24 protein-coding genes, 1 tRNA gene and 1 rRNA gene are annotated in these 24,922 nt (G+C 64.0%); 16 read left to right on the forward strand and 10 right to left on the reverse strand.

What is annotated here, in order from left to right:
- The first annotated feature begins 34 nt into the window (after positions 1-34).
- The 5 genes from CP557_RS18125 to CP557_RS18145 all read left to right on the forward strand — a co-directional run bounded on the left by CP557_RS18125 (position 35) and on the right by CP557_RS18145 (position 6,436).
- On the forward strand, positions 35-1,876 hold the full coding sequence (locus CP557_RS18125; protein ID WP_097381203.1) for a spermidine synthase: 1,842 nt from the start codon (positions 35-37) through the stop codon (positions 1,874-1,876).
- Positions 1,877-1,878: 2 nt separating this feature from the next.
- On the forward strand, positions 1,879-2,463 hold the full coding sequence (locus CP557_RS18130; protein ID WP_097381204.1) for a DUF2617 family protein: 585 nt from the start codon (positions 1,879-1,881) through the stop codon (positions 2,461-2,463).
- Entirely contained in the window at positions 2,456-4,636 is a 2,181-nt protein-coding gene (locus CP557_RS18135; protein WP_097381205.1) for a pentapeptide repeat-containing protein, read from the forward strand. Before CP557_RS18130 ends, CP557_RS18135 begins: the two co-directional genes overlap by 8 nt.
- Positions 4,637-4,695: 59 nt before the next feature.
- Positions 4,696-4,917 (forward strand): type II toxin-antitoxin system HicB family antitoxin, encoded by a 222-nt coding sequence (locus CP557_RS18140; RefSeq protein ID WP_097381206.1) that lies wholly within the window; start codon positions 4,696-4,698, stop codon positions 4,915-4,917.
- Positions 4,918-5,002: 85 nt separating this feature from the next.
- Positions 5,003-6,436: a dihydrolipoyl dehydrogenase gene (locus CP557_RS18145; RefSeq protein ID WP_097381207.1), complete on the forward strand. Its 1,434-nt coding sequence runs from the start codon at positions 5,003-5,005 to the stop codon at positions 6,434-6,436.
- A gap of 91 nt (positions 6,437-6,527) precedes the next feature.
- Here the strand turns inward: CP557_RS18145 and CP557_RS18150 are convergent, their stop codons facing one another.
- Positions 6,528-7,235, reverse strand: a complete 708-nt coding sequence (locus CP557_RS18150; protein ID WP_097381208.1) for a ferritin-like domain-containing protein — start codon at positions 7,233-7,235, stop codon at positions 6,528-6,530.
- Positions 7,236-7,451: 216 nt separating this feature from the next.
- The gene (locus CP557_RS18155) at positions 7,452-8,264 is read right to left on the reverse strand and encodes a sulfurtransferase (protein WP_097381209.1); all 813 of its coding nucleotides are present in this window, start codon (positions 8,262-8,264) and stop codon (positions 7,452-7,454) included.
- 278 nt (positions 8,265-8,542) lie between these two features.
- Between CP557_RS18155 and CP557_RS18160 the strand changes: the two genes are divergently transcribed.
- A complete protein-coding gene (locus CP557_RS18160; RefSeq protein WP_097381210.1) occupies positions 8,543-9,406 on the forward strand; it encodes a sulfurtransferase in 864 nt (287 codons plus the stop codon).
- Between the two features lie 166 nt (positions 9,407-9,572).
- On the opposite strand, the gene CP557_RS18165 is transcribed toward CP557_RS18160, so the two are convergent.
- The gene (locus CP557_RS18165; protein ID WP_097381211.1) at positions 9,573-10,790 is read right to left on the reverse strand and encodes a polysaccharide deacetylase family protein; all 1,218 of its coding nucleotides are present in this window, start codon (positions 10,788-10,790) and stop codon (positions 9,573-9,575) included.
- A gap of 162 nt (positions 10,791-10,952) precedes the next feature.
- Here CP557_RS18165 and CP557_RS18170 point away from each other — a divergent pair, with 162 nt between their 5' ends.
- Entirely contained in the window at positions 10,953-11,588 is a 636-nt protein-coding gene (locus tag CP557_RS18170; protein WP_097381212.1) for a rubrerythrin family protein, read from the forward strand.
- A gap of 430 nt (positions 11,589-12,018) precedes the next feature.
- On the opposite strand, the gene CP557_RS18175 is transcribed toward CP557_RS18170, so the two are convergent.
- The 3 genes from CP557_RS18175 to thiE all read right to left on the reverse strand — a co-directional run bounded on the left by CP557_RS18175 (position 12,019) and on the right by thiE (position 13,880).
- Positions 12,019-12,291 (reverse strand): DUF7553 family protein, encoded by a 273-nt coding sequence (locus tag CP557_RS18175; RefSeq protein WP_097381213.1) that lies wholly within the window; start codon positions 12,289-12,291, stop codon positions 12,019-12,021.
- A 96-nt stretch (positions 12,292-12,387) separates the two neighbouring features.
- Entirely contained in the window at positions 12,388-13,218 is an 831-nt protein-coding gene (gene thiM / locus CP557_RS18180) for a hydroxyethylthiazole kinase (RefSeq protein WP_097381214.1), read from the reverse strand.
- Entirely contained in the window at positions 13,215-13,880 is a 666-nt protein-coding gene (gene thiE / locus CP557_RS18185; protein ID WP_097381215.1) for a thiamine phosphate synthase, read from the reverse strand. Before thiE ends, thiM begins: the two co-directional genes overlap by 4 nt.
- A 446-nt stretch (positions 13,881-14,326) precedes the next feature.
- Between thiE and CP557_RS18190 the strand changes: the two genes are divergently transcribed.
- The 4 genes from CP557_RS18190 (at position 14,327) to CP557_RS18205 (ending at position 17,117) form a co-directional block, all read left to right on the forward strand.
- Positions 14,327-14,560, forward strand: coding sequence for a MarR family transcriptional regulator (locus CP557_RS18190; RefSeq protein WP_097381709.1), 234 nt, complete (start codon positions 14,327-14,329; stop codon positions 14,558-14,560).
- An 83-nt stretch (positions 14,561-14,643) separates the two neighbouring features.
- On the forward strand, positions 14,644-15,174 hold the full coding sequence (locus CP557_RS18195; RefSeq protein WP_006182876.1) for a 50S ribosomal protein L16: 531 nt from the start codon (positions 14,644-14,646) through the stop codon (positions 15,172-15,174).
- A 379-nt stretch (positions 15,175-15,553) separates the two neighbouring features.
- Complete coding sequence (locus CP557_RS18200) at positions 15,554-16,162, forward strand: hypothetical protein (RefSeq protein ID WP_097381216.1); 609 nt, start codon at positions 15,554-15,556, stop codon at positions 16,160-16,162.
- Between the two features lie 88 nt (positions 16,163-16,250).
- Complete coding sequence (locus CP557_RS18205) at positions 16,251-17,117, forward strand: ATP-grasp domain-containing protein (protein ID WP_097381217.1); 867 nt, start codon at positions 16,251-16,253, stop codon at positions 17,115-17,117.
- 122 nt (positions 17,118-17,239) lie between these two features.
- Here the strand turns inward: CP557_RS18205 and CP557_RS18210 are convergent, their stop codons facing one another.
- Together CP557_RS18210 and CP557_RS18215 are read right to left on the reverse strand one after the other, a co-directional pair.
- Positions 17,240-17,641, reverse strand: coding sequence for an Hsp20/alpha crystallin family protein (locus CP557_RS18210; protein ID WP_097381218.1), 402 nt, complete (start codon positions 17,639-17,641; stop codon positions 17,240-17,242).
- A gap of 140 nt (positions 17,642-17,781) precedes the next feature.
- Entirely contained in the window at positions 17,782-18,795 is a 1,014-nt protein-coding gene (locus CP557_RS18215; protein WP_097381219.1) for a type II glyceraldehyde-3-phosphate dehydrogenase, read from the reverse strand.
- A 209-nt stretch (positions 18,796-19,004) separates the two neighbouring features.
- Here CP557_RS18215 and CP557_RS18220 point away from each other — a divergent pair, with 209 nt between their 5' ends.
- From CP557_RS18220 to CP557_RS18230, 3 genes are all read left to right on the forward strand, one after another.
- Positions 19,005-19,961, forward strand: a complete 957-nt coding sequence (locus CP557_RS18220) for an aminopeptidase (protein ID WP_097381220.1) — start codon at positions 19,005-19,007, stop codon at positions 19,959-19,961.
- A 139-nt stretch (positions 19,962-20,100) separates the two neighbouring features.
- Positions 20,101-20,682 (forward strand): LURP-one-related/scramblase family protein, encoded by a 582-nt coding sequence (locus tag CP557_RS18225; RefSeq protein ID WP_097381221.1) that lies wholly within the window; start codon positions 20,101-20,103, stop codon positions 20,680-20,682.
- Between the two features lie 165 nt (positions 20,683-20,847).
- The gene (locus CP557_RS18230; protein ID WP_097381222.1) at positions 20,848-21,501 is read left to right on the forward strand and encodes an HVO_0476 family zinc finger protein; all 654 of its coding nucleotides are present in this window, start codon (positions 20,848-20,850) and stop codon (positions 21,499-21,501) included.
- 153 nt (positions 21,502-21,654) lie between these two features.
- Here CP557_RS18230 and CP557_RS18235 read toward each other — a convergent pair whose 3' ends face one another.
- Entirely contained in the window at positions 21,655-21,951 is a 297-nt protein-coding gene (locus tag CP557_RS18235; RefSeq protein WP_097381223.1) for a DUF7521 family protein, read from the reverse strand.
- Entirely contained in the window at positions 21,948-22,325 is a 378-nt protein-coding gene (locus tag CP557_RS18240) for a winged helix-turn-helix domain-containing protein (protein WP_097381224.1), read from the reverse strand. Before CP557_RS18240 ends, CP557_RS18235 begins: the two co-directional genes overlap by 4 nt.
- Before the next feature lie 903 nt (positions 22,326-23,228).
- On the opposite strand from CP557_RS18240, the gene CP557_RS18245 reads away from it, so the two are divergent.
- Together CP557_RS18245 and CP557_RS18250 are read left to right on the forward strand one after the other, a co-directional pair.
- A 16S ribosomal RNA gene (locus CP557_RS18245) occupies positions 23,229-24,702 on the forward strand.
- A gap of 138 nt (positions 24,703-24,840) precedes the next feature.
- Positions 24,841-24,912: transfer RNA gene (locus tag CP557_RS18250), tRNA-Ala, on the forward strand.
- Positions 24,913-24,922 lie beyond the last annotated feature (10 nt).

A 24,922-nucleotide genomic window follows, 5' to 3' on the forward strand; every position in this document is an offset into this window, starting at 1 on the left:
GTGCTGTGACGTTCGATCGAGGGGTGTTCAGTGTATGGCCGAGGATGGAACGACTAACGGGACCGAGACGAGTGGGTCCGAGTCAACCGACGGTGCGGGGAGCGGTCGGTCCGATTCAGTCCAACCGGAGCCGTCGGCGCGAGCACGCGGACGACCCGAGGGGGGAGTGTCGTCCCGGCACTTCGTTACCGATCGGCGGGTGGCGCTGTCGGTGACGTTCGTCGTCGCCTTCTGTTCGATCGCCTACGAGCTCGTCTACTCGGAGTTGCTCACGGTGTTTTTCGGCGGAACCGTCCTGCGGTACTCGATCACGATCGGGCTCTACATGTTTTCGCTGGGGATCGGATCGGTCCTCTCGGCACAACTCGGTGAGCCCGAATCGAACTTCTTCCGGACCGAGGTCTACCTCGCGATCGCGGGACCGGCGGGGGCGCTGGCGATCGTCGCGATCAACTCGCTGCCCCCGATCGACGTTCCCGGCGCGGGACCGACGATCCTCGTACTCTCGCACGTTCCGATCCTCGTCGTGGGCGTGCTTTCGGGGTTCGAGGTGCCGCTGTTGACCGATCTCGTCGAGAACCGCGAGGAGACGGTCTTCGCGTCGCTCGGGCGGCTCTACCCGCGACGGATCGTCCGCGGGATCCTCGGCGCGTTCTTTACGATCGACGAACCCGACGACCGGTCCTTCTCCGAGGTCCTCGGTGTCGACTACCTCGGGAGCCTCGCTGGCACGGTCGTCTACGCGCTGGTGTTGTACCCTCGATACGGACTCGTCGTGAGCGTCTTCGCGCTTGGTCTGTTGAACGCACTCGCCGCGCTGGGCTTTGCCGCCTGGACGTTCTCGAATGCGGCCCGCACGCTCTCGCGACCGACCGTCGGACAGTGGCGCGCCGTCGTCCTCGTCGGCGTCCTCCTGACCGGCACCTATGGGGGGCTCGTCGCGCATCCGAACGCGGTCGACCGGGCGGTGACGACGACCTACCTCGAGCGGACCATCGAGCGGGAGTACCCCCCGGGCGTGTCAGACGTCGAGACGCGCAGCTACGACACAACGCCCTACCAGACGGTGCTCACCTACGAACGCGACGTTCAGGGGCATACCGGCACGGAGACGTGCCTCCACCTCGATCGGGCGATCCAGTTCTGTGATCGCTGGGTCGACTCCTATCACAGCGGGCTCGTCGACATCCCGATGACGACGTTCGACGACCCGTCCTCGGTCGACGTATTGCTCATCGGCGGCGGCGACTACATCGCCGTCGATCACCTCCGCCAGTACGACGTGTCGGTCGATCAGGTCGACATCGACGGCGAGTTCCTCGAGATGGCCCGGGAGCGGGAGTTCTTCCGGCAGTACAACGACGACGCCTACGAGTACGACCGCTTGAACACGACGACTCAGGACGCCTTCACGTACCTCCAGGAGAGCGACGAGACGTACGACCTCGTCCTCCTCGACGTGCCGGGTGTCCGAAGTGACGAGACGATGTCGCTGTACTCGACGGAGTTTTACACGCTGCTCCGCGAGCACCTCAGCGACGACGGCCTCGTCGTCTCCTGGGTCTACACGAGCGGCGACCACCCGACCCACAGCAAGGTCTACGCCAACACGGTTCGAGCGGCGGGCTTCGACCAGTATCTCCCCTACTACGTCTACGACGACCTCGACGGCGACGGGGGGCTCGAGCCCGGCGAGCGCTTCTACGTGCTTTCGGACGGTCCGACGCCGACGCCCGACCTCGAGCGCGCCGAGAGCGACTACGTCCACGCAAACGCCGAGACGTTCGGGGAGTGGCAGTGGCGATCGCTTCCCGAGTACCGGGGCGTCGAACCGAACAGCGTCTTGCACCCGAACTACGACATCATCGTCGACTGATCATGCCCAGAGAAACCCTCCAGTTCGTGCACGCCGACCGCCCGCCGGCGACCGACGACGTTCGCGTCTTCGACTCGCTGACGCGACGGTTCCTGGGAACCGAGTTTACCTTCCGAATCATCGGGAGCTCACACTACGTCAGCGCCCCGGAGTACGGATTCTACGAGCTCTCGACCTGTGAGTCGGTCTCGACAGCGGATCGCGGGGCGACGACGGTTCCGCTCGAGCCCGACCGGTCGTCGCGGCGGCTCACCTTCGAGAACGACGCGATACAGTGCGTGACGGAGATCGAACACCGGCCGCTGTCGGCGTTTCCCCGCACCCGGTATCGCTCTCGTCCCCGATCGTTCGATCTCGCGTACGCCTTCGACGGACCCCCGGAGGCCGTCACGACGATCGAGATCGACGCGAACGGCTACGAGACCTATCATACCTATCCCGAATACGACCTCGCGTTGTACACCCGAACGGTCTTCGCGACGGAACGAGACTCGTCGGCGCTCGACTCCGCCGCTCCCCGCCCGACGTCGGCGGGCGACCTGAACGACACCCACCCATCGATGAGTGACATTCACACGGATGACTAATGAATCAGAATCGAACGACGGAACGGGGACCGACGGCGAACGTCCCGTCGCCAGCGCTGGCAGCGACCCGCTAACGGAGTCGGATTCGCGTCTCGCGGCAGAGACGTCCGTGGACGTCGACCCCTCGATATTGCACCTCTCGCCCGCCCAGCGGGAGGCTCGAGGGATCTCCGACGACGAGGTTCGTGAGAAGTTTCGCTCGGTCCTCGTCTACGGGACCGACGCCCAGAAAGAGCTCGGTGACGTCACGCTGCCCGAGATCTCGTTGGATCGGACGACCCTGACGAGCGTCGACCGGCACCCGATCGATCTCAGCGGCGCGACCATCGAGGGGCTCTCCCTCGAGCACACGCGGGTGACGCTGCCGATCGTCCTCGACGGGGCGACGATCGGATCGCTTCGCCTGCAAGAGGCCCACCTCGAGGCGCCGCTGTCGTGTTCGGACGCGACGATTACCGGTCCCGCGAGTTGCTTCGAGGCGAAGTTCGACGACGACGTCGCCTTCGACGGGACGACCTTCGAGGGGCCCCTCGACTGCGACGAGGCGACCTTCCGCGACGACGTCCGGTTCGACGGCGCGACGTTCGACGAGGAGGTGACCTTCCGCGCGGCCGAGTGTCACGGCGACTCGAATCACCTCGAGGACAACACGACGTTTTCGGGGGCGACGTTCCGTGCGAGCGCGACCTTCCGGGAGACCGAGTTCGGCTTCACGCGGTTCGATGCCGTCGACTTCCGGGCGGAGGCGGTCTTCCAGGAGGCGACGTTCACCGGCGACGCCGAGTTTCGGGAGACCGCTTTCGGCGCGCTCGCGGACTTCGACGAGGTCCGGTTCGGGGGCGACACCGCCTTCGACGACGTCGCGTTCCACGGCCGAGCGGACTTCCGCGGGGCGACGTTTTCCGGCGGCGCTCGCGCGCTGGTCGACGACGCCAGTTTTGCGAACGCGACCTTCGGCGACGACGTTACGTACCGCCACGCGTCGTTTCGGTTCGTCACGTTCGCGGGGGCCGATTTCGAGGGGATCGCGCACTTCGAGTCGGCGGCGTTCGACGGCGACGCGGACTTCCCCGACGCGTCGTTCGACGGCGAGGTCGACTTCGACGAAGCCCGGTTCCGGGAGGACGCCGACTTCTCGAACGCTCGGTTCGACGGCCCCTGCGTGTTTCGCGGCTGCGAGTTCACCGGCGGCGCGAATCACCTCAAGGACGACGTCTCCTTCGAGGATGCCCGATTCGCCGACGACGTCGACTTCCACGACGCCGAGATCACGTCCGCGAACTTCGTCGGGACCGCGTTCGGCGGGACGATCGACTTCAGCCGCTGTGTCGTCTCCGAACGGATCGACTTCGAGGCACACGGAACCGACGCCGACGCGTTCGTCGACTTCACTCGCGGCAAGATCCGCAGCGGCCGAATCGTCCAGCCCGCCGAGGGCTGGGTGCGATACGACCTGACGCTCGCGAGCGTCGGGGACGTCGATCTCGAGGCCGAGCGAACGCGGGACCGCCGCCAACTCCTCGATTACTTCCGGTTCTGCCGGACGGAGTTCGACGAGTTCGACGGACACACGTTCGACTTCAGCGGCCACCGCGAGTACCTCGACCGAAACAGCTGGTCCATCCACGACTTCGACGAGCCGCCAGCGGACGCGGTCGACCGGGAGTACGCCCTCGCGATGACGCCGGAAGTGATCGAAACGACGTATCTCAAAGCCAAACAGAGCGCGAGCGCGAACGGCGACATGAAAACCGCCGGCGAGTTCCGCGTCAAACGGCAGCGCTACAGCCGTCGGAAGAACCTCGAGACCGTCCGCGATTCCGAGGAGGGAATTTGGACCCGGACCAAGAACCTCGGGCGGGCCGCGGAGAACTTCTTCCTCGGGGTCACCTGCGGGCACGGCATGCGACCGATGCGGATCGGCATCATGTTCGCCATCGCGCCGATGGCGTTCGCGATCCCCTACCTGTTCGACGGGCCGCTGTTCGAAACGGGAGCGGAGGGCGTCTACGAAACCATCTACTTCAGCTACATCAGCTACACGACGATCGGCTACGGCGACATCGGGCCGATCGGTCCGGTCGCCCGGTTTCTCGCCGGCTCCGAAGCCTACCTCAGTACGATCCTCGCGGCCCTGCTCGTCTACGCGCTGGTCAAACGATCCGAACTCTGATCGGGCGCGGCCGAGACCGCGTCGATGCGTATTTTACTCGACCGGGAGAAGACCCACGTATGAGTTCCGACGCAGACGTCGACCCCTCCGACTACGAGGGGCTCGAGGACGCGGACGTGACCATGCGAGTCAACGATCACGGCCTCCACATCGCCGACGACGAGGAAACCGGCGTCTCGAGCCAGGGACAGACGCCCGAAGATGCCCTCGAAAACCTCGCGGCGGCCGTCCGGTCGTATCGGGAAGCGACGGCCGACGATACCGGAGACGACTGGCTTTAGGCGGCCGGCGTGACGGCGGGTGGCGGGTACGGCCATTCGAACTGCAGGCGCTCGTTTTAGGCGTCCGTCCCTCGTCGGAATCGGTATGGAACGCTACGATCTCGTCGTGCTCGGGGGCGGTTCGGGCAGTCAGGTCGCGACCGCGGCCGCCGAGCAGGGTCTCGAGGCGGCCGTCGTCGAGCCCGGCCCGCTCGGCGGGGCTTGCATTACCCGCGGCTGTGTGCCCTCGAAGGCGCTCATCCATCGGGCTGACGTGGTCACGGACGTCCGGAGCGCCGACGAATTCGGCGTCGACGCACGATTGAACGGCGTCGACTACGGCGAAATCACGGCCTCGATTCACGAAACCGTCTTCGAGAAGGCAGACGCACAGGAATCCACCCTCCGAAACAGCGAGACCGTGACGCTCTATCGCGGCGAGGGACGGTTCGTCGACGATCGAACGATCGAAATCGAGCCGAACGCTGCGGAAGACGAACCGCAGGAAATCAGCGCCGACACCGTCGTCGTCGCCGTCGGCGGTCGACCGATGGTCCCGCCGATCGAGGGGCTCGAGGGCGTCGACTTCCACACGAGCGACGACGTGCTCTTTCTCGCGGAGCGGCCCGACGAACTCGTGATCGTCGGCGGTGGGTATATCGGGGTCGAGTTGGGCTATTTCTTCGGCGCACTCGGGACCGAGGTGTCGATCGTCGGTCGCAGCGACCGGCTGATTCCCGGCGAGGACGGCGACGTCAGTGCGGTCGTCACGGATTCGATGGGGGCCTACTGCGACGTCTACACCGGCCACGAAGCCACGGCGGTGAGTCAGGACGACGGGACGGTCGTCGTGACTGCGGAACCGAGCGACGACGGTGACGCGGTCGAACTCACCGCCGACGAACTCCTGGTGGCGACTGGCCGACGACCGAATACGGACACGCTCGACCTCGAGACCGCGGGTGTCGAGACCGACGAGACGGGGTACGTCGAGACCGACGGGCATCTCGAGACGACCGCCGAGGGCGTCTGGGCGCTGGGCGACGTCCTCAGCGACCAGCCGTTCAAGCACACGGCCGACTACGAGGCCGGTATCGTAACGGAAAACGTCCTCGACGACGCCGGTCGGACGGTCGACTACGGGGCGATGCCCCACGCGATCTTCACCGAACCGCAGGTCGCCAGCGTCGGCCGGACGGAAGCCGAGCTCGCGGCCGACGGCCGCGAGTACGAGACCGTAACCGTTCCCTACGACGCCGCGCCGATGGGGATGATCCTCGAGGCCGACGACGGATTCGTGAAGGCGCTCGCCGGACCGAACGGCGAAATTCTGGGCTGTCACGTCGTCGGCCCGCAGGCGTCGACGCTGATTCACGAGGTCGTCGTCGCGATGGACGGCGGCGGCACCGTCGCGGACGTCGCCGACCCGGTCCACGTCCATCCCGCGCTGAACGAGGTCGTCTACGCGGCGTTCGACGACCTTTCGGACGCGAAGTACTCGACGGCGCCCGATTGGCGAGACGTGAACGGACGGGACTGAAGGTATCACTGGCGATCAGCACGGACGGCGGATCGAGCGATTTCGGACCCGCGGAAAAATACCGCGCAGGGGAGTGAACGTGCGCCGCTCCCTATTCCACGATGAACCCGCTTGCCAGCTCCAAGACCTCCGATTTGGAGCGTGGATCGTCGAACGGCTCGGGGAATCCGACCTCGCCGTTGAGTTCCCGGAGGAACGAGGCGTGTCGCGCTTCGACGCTGTGGATGCTGAGCGCCGGCGGAACGAGTTCGAACGTATCGATATACGGCGCCGCACCGGCGTACGCCGAGACGCCGATATCCTCGAGGGTGGCAGCGGTGGCGATGAACTCCGCGGGATCCTGAACGGCCGTCCCGAAGTCGAACTCCGGACTCTGAACCGGTTGGCCACCCAGCGTTTCCACCGTTTGCCTGAGGACTTCCGCGTGGGTTATTTCGTGGTCGCGAACGATGCGGAGTCGGTTGACGACCCTGTCTTGAATCGGTCCCCACCCCTCGAACTGCTGTTCGAAGGCCGCTTCGTCGATGTTCTGGATCCCGCGAGTGTAGAACGTCGCCTCGAGGTACTCGAGGGTGAGCGCGTAATTGAGGATCTCGACGTCGCTCCCGAATTCGTCGGGGACCGCGTCGGGCGGTGTATCCGCCGGCTGATCCTGTGCCGATTCGTCGGCCGTTTCGTCGTGGTCTCCGTCTTCGGACGCCGCTGCAGTGCCGACAGCGCCTGTCGTCAGCGCTCCGGCGAGGCCGCCGAGGACGGGTCGTCGACCGAGGTCGAATCGATCTGAATTGTCGTTGGTCATGCGTGGGAGGTACCGGATCGAACAACCAGGAACCGATGTTAAATATCGCGCAATCGTTTCCGCGTCCAACGTACGCTTCCGGCAGACTCCCTTGGGATCATAACAGAGGACATCGCCGACACGGTCATTATTAGTTGAAAACTATCGATTCGGTATCGACGAAACCCATCCGTTCGCAGGTATTGCGTGAGCGGACGTACTGCGGCTACAAGGGGTTCAGTCGTCCTCGGTCGCCGAAACCGGTCCCGTTTCGATCTCGCCGTCGTTGGCGAGCCACTCCGTGAGACTGCCCTCGTAGAAGCGGACGTTCTCGTAGCCGAGCGCTTTCAGCACGACGTAGGTGTGGCTGATCCGTCGCGCGGTGTTACAGTAGAGGACGATCTCTCGATCCCGCGTGATGCCGTGATCGGCCAGCAGCGCCTCGAGTTCCGCTTTTGGCTTCAACCGACGCGTCTCGTCGTCGACGACCTCGCGCCAGTCGAACCGCACCGCACCGGGGAGTCGGGCTTCTTCGAACTCGTCACGTTCGCGCGTGTCGACGAGGGCGGCGTCGCGCTCGAGGGCGTCCGCGACGGCGTCGTAGCTCACGAGCGGGCTCTCCTCGGGCGCGAGCGGGTCGGGTTCGTAGTCCGTCGGCTCGACCTCGGGAGTCTCGCTGGTCGTCTCGTACTCCCGATTCCAGGCGCTGTAGTCGCCATCGAGCAGGCGTACGTCCTCGTGGCCGTACTCGAGGGCGGTGAGCACGAAGCGGGCGGCGAAGACGCCGTGGGTGTCGTCGTAGACGACGATCGTGTCGTCGGGGCTGATACCCGCGTCGCCGAGCAGTTCCGCGAAGGCCTCGGCACCGGGCAGCGTCCCGCGGTCGACGTCGCTCTCGTCGCGGTAGCTGTCGAAGGGAACGTTCACTGCACCGGGCAGGTGACCGATCCCGTCGAACTCCCAGGCGTCCCTGACGTCGACGATGCGTACGGTGGGATCGTCCAGACGCGATGCGAGCCAGTCGGGGGAAACGACGACGGAGTCGTCCATTACGCCGACGTTCGGAACGGAGACCCGAGTACGCACCGGTTTCGGGTCGATTTCGGCTTCCGGGACAGTGGCAACTCTTGCTTGTTTTTAGTGGGGGTGCTGACCTGTTCCGATTCGCACATATCGATGATCCCTCGAAAGCGGCGATAGCAGCGCCTGTCCCGACGGGTACGAGAACCGGCGCTGTGAGAATCGGCAAATATTCCCGAAAGAGTCGACTGGTGTCCGAATTGACCGGTTAAGAAGTCCCTTTGTGTGTCGCCATCGTGGGAACGGGTATGGCAACCGACTACGCCAACGACGTACTCGTCACGGCCGACTGGGTCGCTGACCGACTCGACGACTTCCAGGACGACGACTCCGACCACCGACTGGTCGAGGTCGACGTCGACACGGAAGCGTACGAAGACGCCCACGCGCCCGGCGCGATCGGGTTCAACTGGGAGACCCAGCTTCAGGACCAGACCCAGCGAGACATCCTCGAGAAGGAGGACTTCGAGGAACTCCTCGGCAGCCACGGCATCAGCGAGGACGACACGGTCGTCCTCTACGGTGACAACTCCAACTGGTTCGCCGCCTACACCTACTGGCAGTTCAAGTACTACGGTCACGACGAGGTCTATCTGCTCGACGGCGGCCGCGAATACTGGCTCGAGAACGACTACCCGACCACGGACGAGGAGCCGGACTTCTCGGCAACCGAGTACGACGCCGCCGGTCCGCGCGAGAGCATCCGCGCCTACCGAGAGGACGTCGAGAACGCGATCGACCGCGGCGTCCCGCTGGTCGACGTTCGCTCGCCCGAGGAGTTCTCCGGCGAGATCCTCGCACCCTCCGGCCTGCAGGAGACCGCACAGCGCGGGGGCCACATCCCCGGCGCGAAGAACATCTCGTGGGCCGCCGTGACCAACGACGACGGCACCTTCAAGGACTACGACGAACTCGAGGAGCTCTACGCCGAGGAAGACATCGACGGCGACGAGACGACCGTCGCCTACTGCCGCATCGGCGAGCGCTCCTCCGTCGCCTGGTTCGCGCTTCACGAACTGCTCGGCTACGAGGACACCGTCAACTACGACGGCTCCTGGACCGAGTGGGGCAACCTCGTCAACGCACCGATCGAGACCGGTAGCGGCGAGTAAGCGTAGTCGCGCGAACGGGCCGCGCTCGTTCGTGACGAACACCACACCGTCTCCGAAGCCGACGATTTTTCGAGTCGACCACCGAGCCAGCGAGCGGCGTCGCTCCTCTCCCGCCGTCCCAACTCCCGTCCGACCAGTCGCGGGACGGATCGCTCGCCCGACCGGATTACTCCTCGTGGATGTGATTCGACGCGATATCGCCCGGGGTCACGACTTCGAGGTCGCCGGCCGATTCGCGGTCGGCGAGAGCGGCGACCGTCTCCTCGAACGCCGATCGCGATTCGCCGGTGAGGTCCCCGTACGTAAGCGTCGTGATGGTCCGGAACTGGGCCGTCCGATCGAGCAACTGCGTCGCCTCGTCGGCCGACGGGCTGACCGCCCGCGGCGCGAGTGCGGGGTTCGACAGGTTTCCGTGGCCGGCGTAGCCGCCGACGAAGCCGATGTCGTGGTGCTCCTCGACGGCCGCCATCGTCGTCCCGTCGTACCGGTTGAGCGGGTACGCGAAGTAGCTCGCACCGTCCTCGAAGCCGTTGTCCTCGAGCCATTCGATTGCTCCCTGGATCTGGTCTTGCTGGGACGACTCGCTCTCGCCGGCGAGATCGCTCGCGGACATGCCCTGGCTGCCGATCGTCCAGCCGTCGCTCTGGAGGGTCTCGAGTTGGCTGCGACTGAGGTAGCCGCTCCCGCCGACGTAGTCGGTGGGAACGAACACCGTCGCGGGGAGGTCGTGTTCGGACAGCGTCGAGCGGGCGCGGGTGTAAACGGACTCGGCACCGCCGTCGAACTGGAGGAGGACCTTGCCCGTCTCCGGTCGAGAGACGAAGTGGAGGTCGTCGACCCAGACCGTCACGGACCGCCCTTCGCCCGCCCACGCGGAGATCTTGACGTGCTCGATCGCGCTCAGGTCGGGATCGCCGTCGGTGTCGAACACACTGAAATCGTGGCGTGCAAACGGGAGTCCCGGGACGGTGGTACACTGGAGGAGCAGCCGGTTGCCGTCGGTATCGGTGAGCTGAATGATCGGATCGACGTCGTCCTCAGTCATGAACGCCACCGCGGGGAACTCGTTGGAGAGGTCCCGAACCGAGTCGAACCGCCGTTTGATCATGACCCGATCCTCGCGCATCCCGGCTTCCATTCGACCGGACTGCTCGCCGACGTACGTTCGGTTCTCGTCGAGTTCGAGCGAGCCGTCCATTACCTCCCACATCGAAAGGTCGTCGAACTGATCGAACGACCCGGGTTCTTCGTCGATCGTATCCGAGCCATCGGACTCGTTCCCGTCCGTTTCGTTTGGATCGTCCGAGGTGTCAGAACCACTCAGCGCGGAACAGCCACCGAGCGTCGCCGCGGCAGCCGTCACCAGATACGCTCGTCGTTTCATTTCGCTCGTGGACAGTCCCGGAGTGGTAATTGTTATGCCGTCGTTGGAGTTCGCTTTTCGAACAGTAACAGGTGAATACCGGCCGGCGTCGCGACCTCGATCGGACATCGAGGCGAGCGCCGTCACGATAAACATAACCCGGCCCCGTCCGAATGCGTTCCCATGACCGATCCGGAGACGTTCGTCGAAACCGTCAGCGAGGAAAACCAGACCGCCCTTTCACGACTCGGCTCCTCGAAGTCGCTGTACGCCGAGACCGGCGGCGAGATCGACACCGAACCCGTCCTCGAGGCCACCGCCGACGCCGAGTACGCCGCCTGGCAGACGTTCCTCGAGTGGGCCGACGACGAGGCTGACGAGGGGGCCCGCGCGGCCTTCGAGACGACGGCCGAGGAGGAACAGGACCATTACGAGACCGTCGACGACAAACTCGCCGACGACGAGTACGAGCCGACCGAGACGCCCCAGCTCCACGAGTACCTCCGCGACCGAGAGGACACCGTCTCCCGCGTCGGCGCGCTCGTCGGCCGCATCCTCGCGAGCCAGCGCTCGAAGGATCAGGTCGTCGGCTACTTCGTCGGCGACGCCGACCCCCAGACCGCCAGCCTGTTCCGCGGCTTCGGCGAGGACTTAGACGACCAACTCGAGCGCGCGACGACCCTCCTCGAGACGGTCTGTGAGGACGACGAGGACTGGGACCGCGCCGAGGAGGCCGCGACGGGCGCGATCCAGGCCGCCTACGACGAGTACGTCGAGACGCTCGAAGGGATGGGCGCGAACCCCAAACCGGTCTGCTAACGAGCGAACAGCGCCCCGATTCCGCGTTCGAACCCCCTCATGGAACTCGTCGGCAGTACAGCTACAGGAGCCACCGCTCACTCCACTCCGACTGACAATGGCGTGATAGCGCGTGCTGAGTGATGGGTGGTAGTGCGTGCTGAGTGACGGGTGGTAGTGCGTGCTGAGCGACGAGCGGTGGCGCGTGCTGAGCGACGGGTCGCCGATGGCGACCCGTTGCTCGAACGCACGCGAGGGATGAGCGAGTACTACGAGCGAATCGGCTGGGGAGGACGTGGCGGTTCCCTGTCGCCACGCGAGCAGGACGCTCGTCGGTGGTTCACCGCCGGATCTGCCTGCCTCCGTTCACGGATCGGCGTCACGGCTCGAGGACTGTCGGGTCCGTCCTCGCCATCCTCCTGGACCGCGAAAAACAACGGTTCCGGAACCCCTAGACGCCCTCGAGCGTCGACCGGAACTCCGTGATCGCCTCGAGGGCGTCCTCGAGGTGATCGGCGACGTCGCCGCCCTCGTCGTCCGCGATGTCGTTCAGAATGTGTTCGTGGCGCGCGAGCTGTCCGTGGTCCGGCCCGTGGTCGGCCGTGGCGTAGTCCTCGAACTTCGCTGCCTGATTCTGTAGTCGTTCCCGTGCCTCGTCGTCGGACGCGGCCCCTGCCGCGTCTCCGATCGACTCGGCCGCGTTCTCGAGTTCCTCTCGAGCCATGGCTGACGCTTCTCCCGGCGGTATTAAAACGGTTTCAGTACGTTCCGAGTCGCTGGAAGTACCGGGGCGTCGACTGGACTTTCAGCCAGTCCCGTCTCAGAGGGCCTGTTCGATCCGATCCCCGAGCGAGAGCTCCTCGACGGCGTCGCCGGTGACTCCGTAGACGGCATCGTGGAAGTTCGTCCGGTAGCTCCCCGGCCCCGCGTACTCGAGGTCGGCGGCCCGTTCGCCGGCGATACCGAAGGCGAGTGCGCCGTGGACGGCAGCTTCGTGAGCCTCCTCGAGTGCGCCACAGAACGTCCCGACGGTCGCACCGAGCATGCAGCCGGTCCCGACGACCTCGCCGAGCATCTCGTGGCCCGCGGCCACTCTGACCGCGCCGTCGGCGTCCGCGACGACGTCCTCGACGCCCGAGGCGACGACGATCGCGCCGGTCGACTCGGCGACCGAACGGGCCGTCTTCTTGATTTGCCCGTAGTCACCGATCGACTCGACGCCTTTGACCTCCGCCTCGACGCCCGCGAGCGCACTGATCTCGCCGTAGTTGCCCTTGATCGCGGCGAACTCGACCTCCGAGAGGAGGCTTTCCGCGACCGCGTCGCGCGAGGGCGTCGAGCCGACGCCGACGGGGTCGAGAACGACCGGAATCCCACGCTCGTTGGCCGTCTGGCCGGCCTCGTGCATGGCTTCGACGCGGCCGTCGGGTACCTGCCCGATGTTGATCACGACCGCACGCGCGGCCGCGGCCATCTCGCCGGCATCCCCGAACGAATCGGCCATCACCGGCAGCCCACCCCAGTGGAGGGTCAGGTTCGCCACGTCGTTGATCGTCACCGTGTTCGTCAGGTGCTGGACGAGCGGCTCCGTCTCCCGGATCGTCCGAACCGATTCCGCGAGGTCCGCGGCGGCGATGTCAGTAACGCTCATTCCCCTCGTCCTCCGCGACCGACTTCCTTTGTCGTTTCGACGGCGGCAGCAAGCGATTCCGTCGCGGCTCGTGGATCCGACGCCGTCGTGATCTCGCTGATTACGGCTACCCCGGCTGCGCCCGCTGTAACGACGGGTGCGGCGGTGTCGGCCGTGATCCCGCCGATCCCGTGGATCGGAACCGAGACCGCGTCGGCGATCTCGGCGATCCGATCCGGACCGATCCCGTCTTTGGTTTCGTCGACGTCCTTCGAGGACGTCCCGTAGACGGCCCCGACGCCGAGGTAGTCCGCGCCGTGGGCTTCCGCCTCCCGAGCGTCCGCGACCGTCGACGCCGAACAACCGACGATCGCGTCCGGCCCGAGCAGGTCACGAACGGCCGACACCGGAAGATCCGACTGCCCGACGTGGACCCCGTCGGCATCGATCGCCCGGGCGAGATCGATCCGATCGTTGACGATCAGGTCGACGCCCGCCGCCGCCGTGCGTTCGCGCAACTCGAGGCCGAGTTCGTACCGCGATCGGGCGGTCGTCTCCTTCTCGCGGAGTTGGACGGCGTCGATACCGCCGTCGATAGCCGCGTCGACGATCTCGAGTGTCGATCGGTCGCCCGACAGCGACGCCTGCGTGACCAGGTAGACCCGCCAATTCGAGGGATTCACGGCCGAAACCAGTGGGTAATATCACTAAGTGGCTTCGATCGAGACGCCACACGACCGGACGGGGAGCCGAGAAGCGGTGGAAAAACGGATCGTTCTTTCGAGCGGGATTACAGTTCGCGAGCTCGCTCGGCCCCAAAGAGGGTCGGGCCCATCCGTTGCCTCCGACTGTACTCCTGTGGTATCCACTGACAATCACTGCACACCTGACCGCATGACAGTGTCGTGGTTCGTGTGTCACTCGTTGCAGTGGCTACTATCCCGGGAACGAGTTCTAGAGCGGCCCGAACGGGCCGCGAGGCGACCACTGAGATAGCGTCGGTAGTCCCGTCTCACCGTCCTGCGCTCGAGTCCGTGCCCTTATTGGTATTTAGTCACATTGTTATCTACTAGTCCATCTATATTCTCTACACCACAGATTTATATGGAGGATCGTGGTTGATATGTATATGATGAAACAAGACGCACGAACGACCGATCGACTCAGCCACGTCCCCGCAGAGCTCGGCTCCGCACAGAGCAAGCTCGTCTACCTCACGCTCGAGGCAACCGGCGGGGCGACGGCGACGGATCTCACCGAACTCCTGAACATGCAGAAACTGTCCGTTCTGAGCGTGCTGTCCTCGCTCGAGGGCGAGGATCTGATCGAGCAAAGCGAGTCCGAGTACGTCATCGCCAACTGAGGGCCCGCTCAATCCCGCCCGACGCGGTGCTTCGAAGCCTTTATCCGCGCGGTGGGCCTCCGTTCTCGTAAGTAATCACAACCATGTCAGACAAGCCTGCCTCCATGTACCGGGAGATCAGTAAGCCGGCCTACACGCGCCGCGAGTACATTACTGGCATCCCGGGTTCGAAGATCGCACAGCACAAGATGGGCGACGCCCAGGCGAACGCCGAGGACTACCCCGTCCAGATCAGCCTCATTACGGAAGAAGAGGTCCAGATCCGTCACGGTTCGCTCGAGGCCTCCCGCCTCTCGGCCAACCGGCACATGCTGAAAAACGCCGGCGAGAACAACTACAAGATGGTCCTGCGAAAGTTCCCCCACCACGTCATCCGGGAGAACAAGCAGGCGACGGGCGCGGGTGCAGACCGTGTTTCCGACGGGATGCGTCAGGCGTTCGGGAAGATCGTCGGCACCGCCGCTCGCATCGACGCCGGCGAGCGTATCTTCACCATCTGGTGTGACGTCGACGACGCCGAGTTCGCCAAGGACGCGCTTCGACGCTCCTACAACAAGATCTCGCCGCCGTGCCGCGTCGTCGTCGAGCGCGGCGAAGAACAGCTGATCGCCTAGAAACCACCTTTTACTCTGCGCTCGTTTCGCGCCGGGAGCGGCGATGCCGCTCCACGGTGCGTTGTCGCTCGGTAAAAGCTGGACCAAAAGCACTCCTCCTTCCGTTCCCTCGTTCCTGATCGTCACTCGGTCACATCAGTCGTCGGCCCGCTCGTTCGTGCCTTCGGCACTCACTCGCGGTCGGTTCGGTCAACCGCCTGCCTTTCCCCGGATCGTGCGTCTCTCGCATCTGCTCGAGACGCACTCCCGGCCACGGAACATTCGGATACGTAAGCGGTCCGCACGTCTCCGTGCTGCATGCCGGATCACGCCGGCATCAGTTTGTTTGGTGGCCAATCAGACGAAAAGAATAACGTGGGTTCGCTATGGCATATTACGTATGGATCGCCGAGGAGTCCTCGCCGCCGGGGGAAGTCTGCTCGCGACGTCGGCCGCAGGATGTACCGCGTTCGAGTCCGAACCCGACGACGAAGCCCCGCCGGAACTGGTCGTCGAAGACGTTCGAGTTCCGGCGGTCGAGCACGTCGACGGCGACGTCGTTCCGCCCGTCGAGTCGATCGACGCGGACTCGGACCACGAGTTCGCCGCGACGTTCGAAAACGCCGGCGACGACGGCGAGGCCGCGATTTCGCTGTACCTCCTCGAGGCGGACGACACCGACGGGGACGTCCTCACGGCCGGCGCTCCCGCTCGCGTGACCGTCGTCCACTTCGCGGCGGGCGAACGGCGCGATGTCGTCGTCGACGACGTTTCGTCCGAGGGGTACGACGCCTACTTCCTCGAGGCGCAGATCGGGAGCGTCGAGGCGGACGTCCGAAACGACGGCGAGGACGGGCTCGTCGAGGTCGCGCTTACGTCACCGGACGGCGAATCGACGGACGACCGGCGGACGCTCGAACTGGACGCTGACGCGACCGAGACCGTCTCGTTCGACGGGCCGTTCATGCGGGAAGCGTACGATGTGCGAGCGAAGGCGGCCGACGAGTAGCGCCGGTGGTCGAGCCCTCCTCGTTTCGGTCCCGTTTTTCCACTAGCCACGAGACACCTTTTTCCCCATCTCCTCCCGAGTACCGCGTATGATCGATCTCGCGGTCGCGAACGACCAGGAGACGTTCGAGCGGATGGGGGAGCCGCTGGCCGAGCGGGGGATAGCGGTTCATCACGTACCCGTGCGCGAGCGCACGATTCCGCTCGATGAACCGCCGTGGGGGCCCGACGAGTACGACGTCGGCTTCGTCTATCCCGGCCGTCTCATGGAAGGCGGGGTCGCGGATGCCCTGCTCGAGATTCCGTGGCTCAACGACCACGAAGCGGTGTTGACCTCGCGCAACAAGGCCGAGGTGCTGGCACGACTCGAGCGGGCCGATCTGCCGGTCCCGAAGTCGGTCTACGTCTCGAACGACGTCGGCGAGACCGAACTTGTCGACGTCTTCGAGCGGTTCGAGCCGCCCGTCGTGGTCAAGCCCAACTCGACGACGCGGGGGGTGGGGGTCGCGAAGGCTCACGATCTGGATTCCTTTCTGGGGATCTGTGACTACCTCTCGCTGGTCCACGACTACCGGGCGACCGGCGACCAGTCCTTTCTCGTCCAGGAGTATCTCCCGAACGCGACCGATTATCGGGTGATGATACTCGAGGGCGAGTACGTCGGCGCGGTCGAGCGCAGATTGCCCGACGAGGCGGTGAGCGAGGGCCAGTGGAAGCACAACGTCCACCGCGGCGCGGACGCGACCGGCGTCGACCTCCCCGACGCGTGGCGCGAGCTCGCCGAATCGGTCGCTGCCGAACTCGAGATCCCGTTTCTGGGCGTGGACGTACTCGAGACGGACGACCGGCTAGTGGTCAACGAGACGAACGCGCGACCGACGATCGACGAGGAAACGAAGTACGAACCGGACTTTTACGACCGACTTGCGGCCGCGACCCGCACCGTTGGGGACTGAGACGGTCTGTTGTACCCTTCTACCGGCGCAACCACAGGGCAGTTCGCGGTTGCGTCGGCACTGACGTCCAGTTGTCCGTATGAGAAGACCGAAAACGAATCGGTTCGACCGCGACTGTCCGATTACTCGAGACTGATATCGGAGGACTGTTCGGCCCGATCGAAGACGACTTCGAGGACGCCGTTGTTGTAGGTCGCCGATGCGCTGTGTTCGTTGACGCGGGTCGGCAGCGAGACGCGTTCGTCGTACTGGCGGTGGTCGCTCTCCGCGGAAATCGTCAGGGTATCGCCGTCGCACTCGAGTTCGATGTTGTCCTTTTCGACGCCAGGGAGGTCGGCGACAACGCGGACCTCGTCGTCGGTCTCGTGGATGTCGACGTGGGTGTCCATGCCGAACCCGTTATCGACCGCACTCGAGGAGTTGAAATCGACGTTGGCATCGGCTCCGTTCATCATCTCGTTCATCATTCGTTCGATCTCGCGAAACAGGTCGTCGAAGGGTTCGTCGCGGTCGTCTCGGCGCATGGACGGGTGTAGGGTGGCGGGTGGGAAAAACTTTCTGTCGCTGCTATACGACCGGGAGCCGATCGTCGGCCGGCGTGGGGATCGTCGTCCGGGACAGTCACTCGCTCGAGTCGACTCGAGCGAGAGAGACGGAAGCGCGTCTAGAACCCGATCCCGAGCGTCTCGTTGGTCGTTTCGATGCTTTCCTCGGCGTCGGCAGCGCCGGTCACGGCACGAACGGCATCGACGTTCTCCGGGACGACGTCGCTCTCCTGGTGAATGCCCTGGAACAGGTAACAGTCCCGGCCGACGGTCGAGACGGATTCCTCCCAGATGCAGTTCTCCCAGATGTCGCCGCGCGGTCGGCCCGCGTCCAGCGCGTACTCCTTGAGTTTGCCGCTGCCGTCGATGTCCATCCGCTCGGGGATCAGGAACAGGCGCGACTCGTCGGCGAACAGTTCGCGGACGTCGGCCGCGTCGACTTCCTCCTCCAACGTGACGTTGAGGCTGTGCATGTGCATCAGCGTCGCGGGCACCTTCATGCCGAGCGTATCGATATCGAGATCGGTGAAGATGGTCTCGACGTCGGGACCGTGGTGGGAGGGAATCGTCACCGGATTCGGGAGGATGTCGTTGATCGGCCCACGCGAGGTCTGGCCGGGGTCGCCACCGCGACGGACGAGCGTCGCGCGGACCTTCTCGACGCCGTAGGCCTCCCGGAGCGGTGCGATGACGCGAGAGAGTCCGGTCGTGTTACAGGAGACGACGCGCACGTGGTCTGCGTCGACGGCGTCCTCGAAGTTCGAGCGCGCGTTGAAGCTCACGTCGGTGAGGTCGGCGTCCTCGCCGCCCTGATAGAGCGCGGGCGTGTCGTACTCCTCGTAGAGTTCCTTGTTCTGCGCGCCGATCCCCGACGGCGTGGCGTCGACGACGACGTCCGCGTCGGCCACCAGGTCCTCGACCGGCCCCGCGATCTCGAGGCCGGCCTCGGCGAACAGTTCCTCGCGTTCTTCGACGGCCGCATAGAGGGCAAAGCCCTTCTCGATCGCTGTTTCGGCCTCGAAGTTCGGCCGCGTCTTCGCAACTCCCAGTACCTCCATGTCGGGCTGTTGCCGGACGGCGTCCGCGACGCGCTTGCCGATCGTGCCGTAGCCGTTGATGGCGACCTGTAGCATATACTCGGGAGTGAACCACCGAGCGGGATAATCGTTTCGAGCCCTCGCAGCCGATTGTTACTCGGATCGGAGTTCAGGTCGCTCTCGAGACCGATCGCGGTATTCGTTCGTCCCTTCACTCGAGCGGGTTCCCTGCTTCGAGGCCGGCCGAGAACCCCTCCGCGGGACCGAAGGCAAGACATATCGGCTCGCTCACCACACACGCACGTATGGTAGCACTTCGAGACGCGGCCGAGACAGCGGTTCGTCAGTGTCTGGGTCTGGAGGCGGGAGAGTCGTGTGCGGTCGTTACCGACGACGAGCGCGAACCCATCGGGGAGGCGATCTACGAGGTGGCGACCGAGATCACCGACGACGCCGTGCTCGTCCGCTATCCGCCGGGGGAGACCCACGGTAGCGAGCCGCCGGCACCGGTTGCAGCTGCGATGGCCGGGGCCGACGTGGTGCTCGCGCCGACGACCAAGAGCCTGAGCCACACTCGGGCCCGAACCGAAGCCAACGAGGCGGGCGCGCGGGTTGCGACGCTGCCCGGCATCACCGAGGACGTCTTCACGACCGGCCTCGACGCCGATTACGAGTCCATCGCGGCCCACTGCGAAGCGGTCCGCGAGCAGGTCGCCGACGCCGACGAGATTCGCGTCATCACCGACGCTGGAACTGATATTACCTTCGACGTTGGCGGACGGGACTGGTTCTCGGACACCGGTATCGTCCACGAACCCGGTCAAATGTCGAACCTCCCGGCCGGCGAGGTATTCATCAGTCCCACGACCGCGGACGGAACGTTCGTCGTCGACGGGACGATGCGTCCCCACGGGCTGCTCGAGGAGGGCCACCGGCTCACGTTCGAGGTCGAGGACGGCCTCGTCACGCACATTTCCGACGACGAGATCCGCGAAACGGTCGAGAACGCTGCCGAAGCGGTCGGGGACGCCGCGTACAACCTCGCGGAACTCGGTATCGGGACGAACGTGGCGGTCACCGAACTCGTCGGCTCGGTCCTCCTCGACGAGAAGGCCGGTGGTACCGTCCACATCGCGATCGGCGACAACGCGGGCATCGGCGGCGAGACGGAAGCGCCGATCCACCTCGACGGGATCGTTCGGGAGCCGACCGTCCTCGCCGACGGCGATCCCGTCGAACTTCCCCAGCCGGACGGTTCCTGATCGGTTGGGAGCGCCCGAAGGTTCGGCTCCGTTTTGTGTCTATCTCGAGGGGAAATTCCGTCTGTGTCGATCGATTAAATCTTCACCGTATGTGTGGGAACCTAGTGGTTTCAAGTGGTGATAGTGTGAGTTCGGACCGATGAGCGGAACGAAGGGATACGACATTCGGGGGATAGAGCTCACGGACGACCGATACACTGTCGAGCAGGGACTCGTTCGGAACAAGTACAAAGCGCTCGACGTCGACGGGAACGTCGTTCTCAGGGGCAAACAGAAGATGCTCAAGATGAAAGAGGAGTTTCCGTTCGTCGACGCCGACGGCAACGAGGTGTTCACGGTGAAAGCCGGCGGCATCATCGATGTCGCAGGGAACTACGTGCTTTCAGACGCCGAGACCGGCGAGAATCTCGTTATTCTGGATAACGACTACTCGCTGCTTCAGGACACCTGGAAGATTCGCGATGCGACCACGGAGGCGAAACTGGCCGAAATCAACTCCCGTGGTGCGATGGTGACGCTGGCCCGGAACATCGTTCCGTTCGGCGGCTGGATCCCGCACAAGTACGAAATCACGGATCAAGAGGGCGCTCACGTCGGCTCCATCGACGGGCAGTTCTCGCTGCGGGACCGCTACGAGATCACCATCGACGACGCCAGCACCGTCCCGAAAGAGCCCATCGTTGCAGCGGCGATGGTCATCGACGCGATTCAGGGGAACTAGTGGCGGTCCACGCCTGCAGTCGACGGTTGGAACGAGACTAGTGTTCTCTTCCGTGTCGGCTATAGGGACGAACTGATTTCCAGGGCGTTCGACCCAGCAGTCGTTATCTGACCGGGAGTAGGACGGGTTCAATCGGCTTTTAGGTGCGTAGCGTGTACAGGGGGTATGAGCGAACTACCGGATCGGGTTCCGACGCCCTGTCCTTCGTGCTCGCCGGACCTCGAGACGGTCCACGAGGTACTCACGGACGGCGGCGGTACCCTCACCGTTCGATGCAGCGAGTGTAGTCACGTCCACAAGATCCACCCCGAACGCGAGAGCGAAGTCACGCTCGACGTCGTCGTCTCCCAGGGCGGGGAATCGTTCACGGCGAACGTCACCACGCCCGAGGACGAGACCATCGAGGTCGGCGACGAGTTCATCCTCGAGACCGAGGAAGTCCTCTCGACGGTTCGCGTGACGAGTCTCGAACTCGGCGGGCAAAAACGAGTCGAGGAAGCGTCTGCCGACGAGGTCGAGACCGTCTGGACCCGCGAGGTCGACAACGTCGGGGTCAACGTGACCGTCCATCCACAGGACGGGTCACGGGAGGACAGCCGGAGCATCACGGTCCACGTTCCCGGCGACTACGAGTTCGAGGTCGGTGCCGTCGACTCCTTCGGCGACGACGAGTTCGAGATCGACGCCTTCGTCGTCCGCGGCGACGCCGACGGCTACCGACGGGATCGCTTCGATATGGAGGGGGATGCTGCCTTCGCGAAGGACATCAAGCGCGTCTACGCCTACGACGAACAGAGCAGCGCCTGGTCCGCCTGGTAATTTTCTCGGCTACACGCGGCGGGGTCCTCACAGGCCTGTACGCCTTCGAACCTGACGGCACCTAGACCCACTCTTTCCCGCGTACACGCGTCCGTGCTGTTCGTGTCGATTCACCCTCGAGGCAGCCGTTCGAAAGACGGTGACACTGACCGCTTACTGAACGTACAGCGAATATGCGATCACGAGGAAGCCGGCCAAAACGAGCAGACTTTCGAGTAAAATTCCCGTTATGAGGAGGACGTCGAGCAGTTCGTACAACATACCGGCGAGTACTAACCCGAGCGTGACCAGACCGAAGCCGGCCGCGAGATAGCCCAGTGATCGCTGTCGGGTTCGACGATACGCCTTGAACGCGAAATACGTGATAAACCCACCCACCACGAGCACGAGGGTCTTGACGATCGTCAGCGCGAGTGTCATCCCCGTCGGACCGGCTGGAAGCGCGTTCATGTTTCCTTTCGTACCTCCGACCACAGCTCTGCGAGCCGTTCGTCGGCAGTCCGGGCCGGCCGCTCGATCTGGACAGACAGCGATCGGTCCTCGTCTAACCCGAGCGTAATCTCGTCGAACGCGACCGAGTACTTGCTCGCGTGATGCCCGTCCTGTCGAATCTCCGTCGACTCCTCGAGCAGCGTCGCTTCGGTCAACAACTCGAGTTTACGGTACAGCGTCGACTGGGGGATCTCACACTGCTTCGATAGCTCGGCAGCAGTCATGGGTTCCTCGAGATTGCGAATAATCTCACGGCAGTCGGGATCGTCCAACGCAGCGCAGATCTCCTCCGCGGACGTCGTCGACTCCGAAGCGAACGGGTCCCGGACCATTCGTGTTCCCCTTACGACGCACATGGTTTATCGGCATCGATGCGTCTCCCGTCGCTCTCACTCGTCTAACACGAAGCCTTCTTGCGCGTGCGCGCTCGAGTGCGACACCACGCGGGTATCATCCGGCTCGACCGTACCTTCGAGGGTGGGATGACCGGCCGACCTCCGCCCGCGTAACATTCTCTCGCCGCCGAGCCGAATCGCTCGAGCAGCGGCTGCGTTTATTACTGTCATCGCGACGATTATCTCGTGGAAAACCGTGCCATGGTATCGGGTTCCGATACGAGTCTCGTTCGACGGCCTTATATGTGAACCGGGCATTCGATTGTAATGCGAACGACGTGGCGCACCCGCCACGTTCCCTCCGGCCGCAACCCGGCACGGAGGTAGGCATCACATCCGCTCTCGGACAATCCGTCGGTTCGATCCGACGGCCTTATCCGTACTCGAGGGCTCCACTATGGATGTGTTCGTGGCCGGAGAAACCGTCCACGACGATCCGGAGCCCTTATACGTGCCTGGGCGTTCAGTTGTGATCGTACATCCCGCCGCCGGATGCGGTTTTCGGCGCGGGATCGATCCGACGCCCTTATATGTACGAGGGCATTCGGATGTGAACACGAAGAACGTGTGATCGACGGGACGTTCAACTCGTTCCGTCATCCCGGATGGATCGAACCCAAAGGGGTTATGTACCCCGGACGGCGTACGATTACATCCGCAAGAGATGAGGATTCCACCCCTGCGGTCCGCCGTACAGATGGGATCTGATGTTAGCCTTGGTAGTTCGGTGACGCCCGATCGGTCGGCGATCGTTGTGTCATCGAACGTGGACCCATTATGTGTGAGTGTGTACTAACATTCACCGCCAACAGACCCTCCCCTCACGGGGAGTAATATAGCATTCCGGTTGATCCTGCCGGAGGTCATTGCTATTGGAGTCCGATTTAGCCATGCTAGTTGCACGAGTTTAGACTCGTAGCAGATAGCTCAGTAACACGTGGCCAAACTACCCTATAGATGGCGATAACCTCGGGAAACTGAGGCTAATAGCCAATACGGTTCGACGCCTGGAGTGGCGTGAACCGGAAACGTTCAGGCGCTATAGGATGTGGCTGCGGCCGATTAGGTAGACGGTGGGGTAACGGCCCACCGTGCCCATAATCGGTACGGGTTGTGAGAGCAAGAGCCCGGAGACGGTATCTGAGACAAGATACCGGGCCCTACGGGGCGCAGCAGGCGCGAAACCTTTACACTGCACGCGAGTGCGATAAGGGGACTCCGAGTGCGAGGGCATATAGTCCTCGCTTTTTGCGACCGTAAGGTGGTCGCAGAATAAGTGCTGGGCAAGACCGGTGCCAGCCGCCGCGGTAATACCGGCAGCACGAGTGATGACCGCTATTATTGGGCCTAAAGCGTCCGTAGCTGGCCACGCAAGTTCGTCGGGAAATCTGCGCGCTTAACGCGCAGGCGTCCGGTGAAAACTGTGTGGCTTGGGACCGGAAGATCCAGAGGGTACGTCCGGGGTAGGAGTGAAATCCCGTAATCCTGGACGGACCACCGGTGGCGAAAGCGCTCTGGAAAGACGGATCCGACGGTGAGGGACGAAAGCTCGGGTCACGAACCGGATTAGATACCCGGGTAGTCCGAGCTGTAAACGATGTCTGCTAGGTGTGACACAGGCTACGAGCCTGTGTTGTGCCGTAGGGAAGCCGTGAAGCAGACCGCCTGGGAAGTACGTCCGCAAGGATGAAACTTAAAGGAATTGGCGGGGGAGCACTACAACCGGAGGAGCCTGCGGTTTAATTGGACTCAACGCCGGACATCTCACCAGCATCGACAATGTGCAGTGAAGGTCAGATTGATGATCTTACTGGAGCCATTGAGAGGAGGTGCATGGCCGCCGTCAGCTCGTACCGTGAGGCGTCCTGTTAAGTCAGGCAACGAGCGAGACCCACGTCCCTAATTGCCAGCAACACCCTTGTGGTGGTTGGGTACATTAGGGAGACTGCCAGTGCCAAACTGGAGGAAGGAATGGGCAACGGTAGGTCAGTATGCCCCGAATGTGCTGGGCGACACGCGGGCTACAATGGCCAAGACAGTGGGATGCAACCCCGAAAGGGGACGCTAATCTCCGAAACTTGGTCGTAGTTCGGATTGAGGGCTGAAACTCGCCCTCATGAAGCTGGATTCGGTAGTAATCGCGCCTCAGAAGGGCGCGGTGAATACGTCCCTGCTCCTTGCACACACCGCCCGTCAAAGCACCCGAGTGGGGTCCGGATGAGGCCGACGGAACGTCGGTCGAATCTGGGCTCCGCAAGGGGGCTTAAGTCGTAACAAGGTAGCCGTAGGGGAATCTGCGGCTGGATCACCTCCACAGACCGGGACTGGGGCGTCGCCCCAGCCCACCTTTGCAGTCCGCGTTCGATCGACCAGCGTCTGGCCGATCGGGCACCTTTGAACTACCAAGGTTAACGCTTTACATTCCTGTCGCGCCTGACGGCGCGACGGGAGTGGGCCCATAGCTCAGTGGTAGAGTGCCTCCTTTGCAAGGAGGATGCCCAGGGTTCGAATCCCTGTGGGTCCATGTCTCGGAG

Origin of the sequence: Natrinema ejinorense, from assembly GCF_002494345.1 — an archaeon.
Classification (GTDB): domain Archaea; phylum Halobacteriota; class Halobacteria; order Halobacteriales; family Natrialbaceae; genus Natrinema; species Natrinema longum.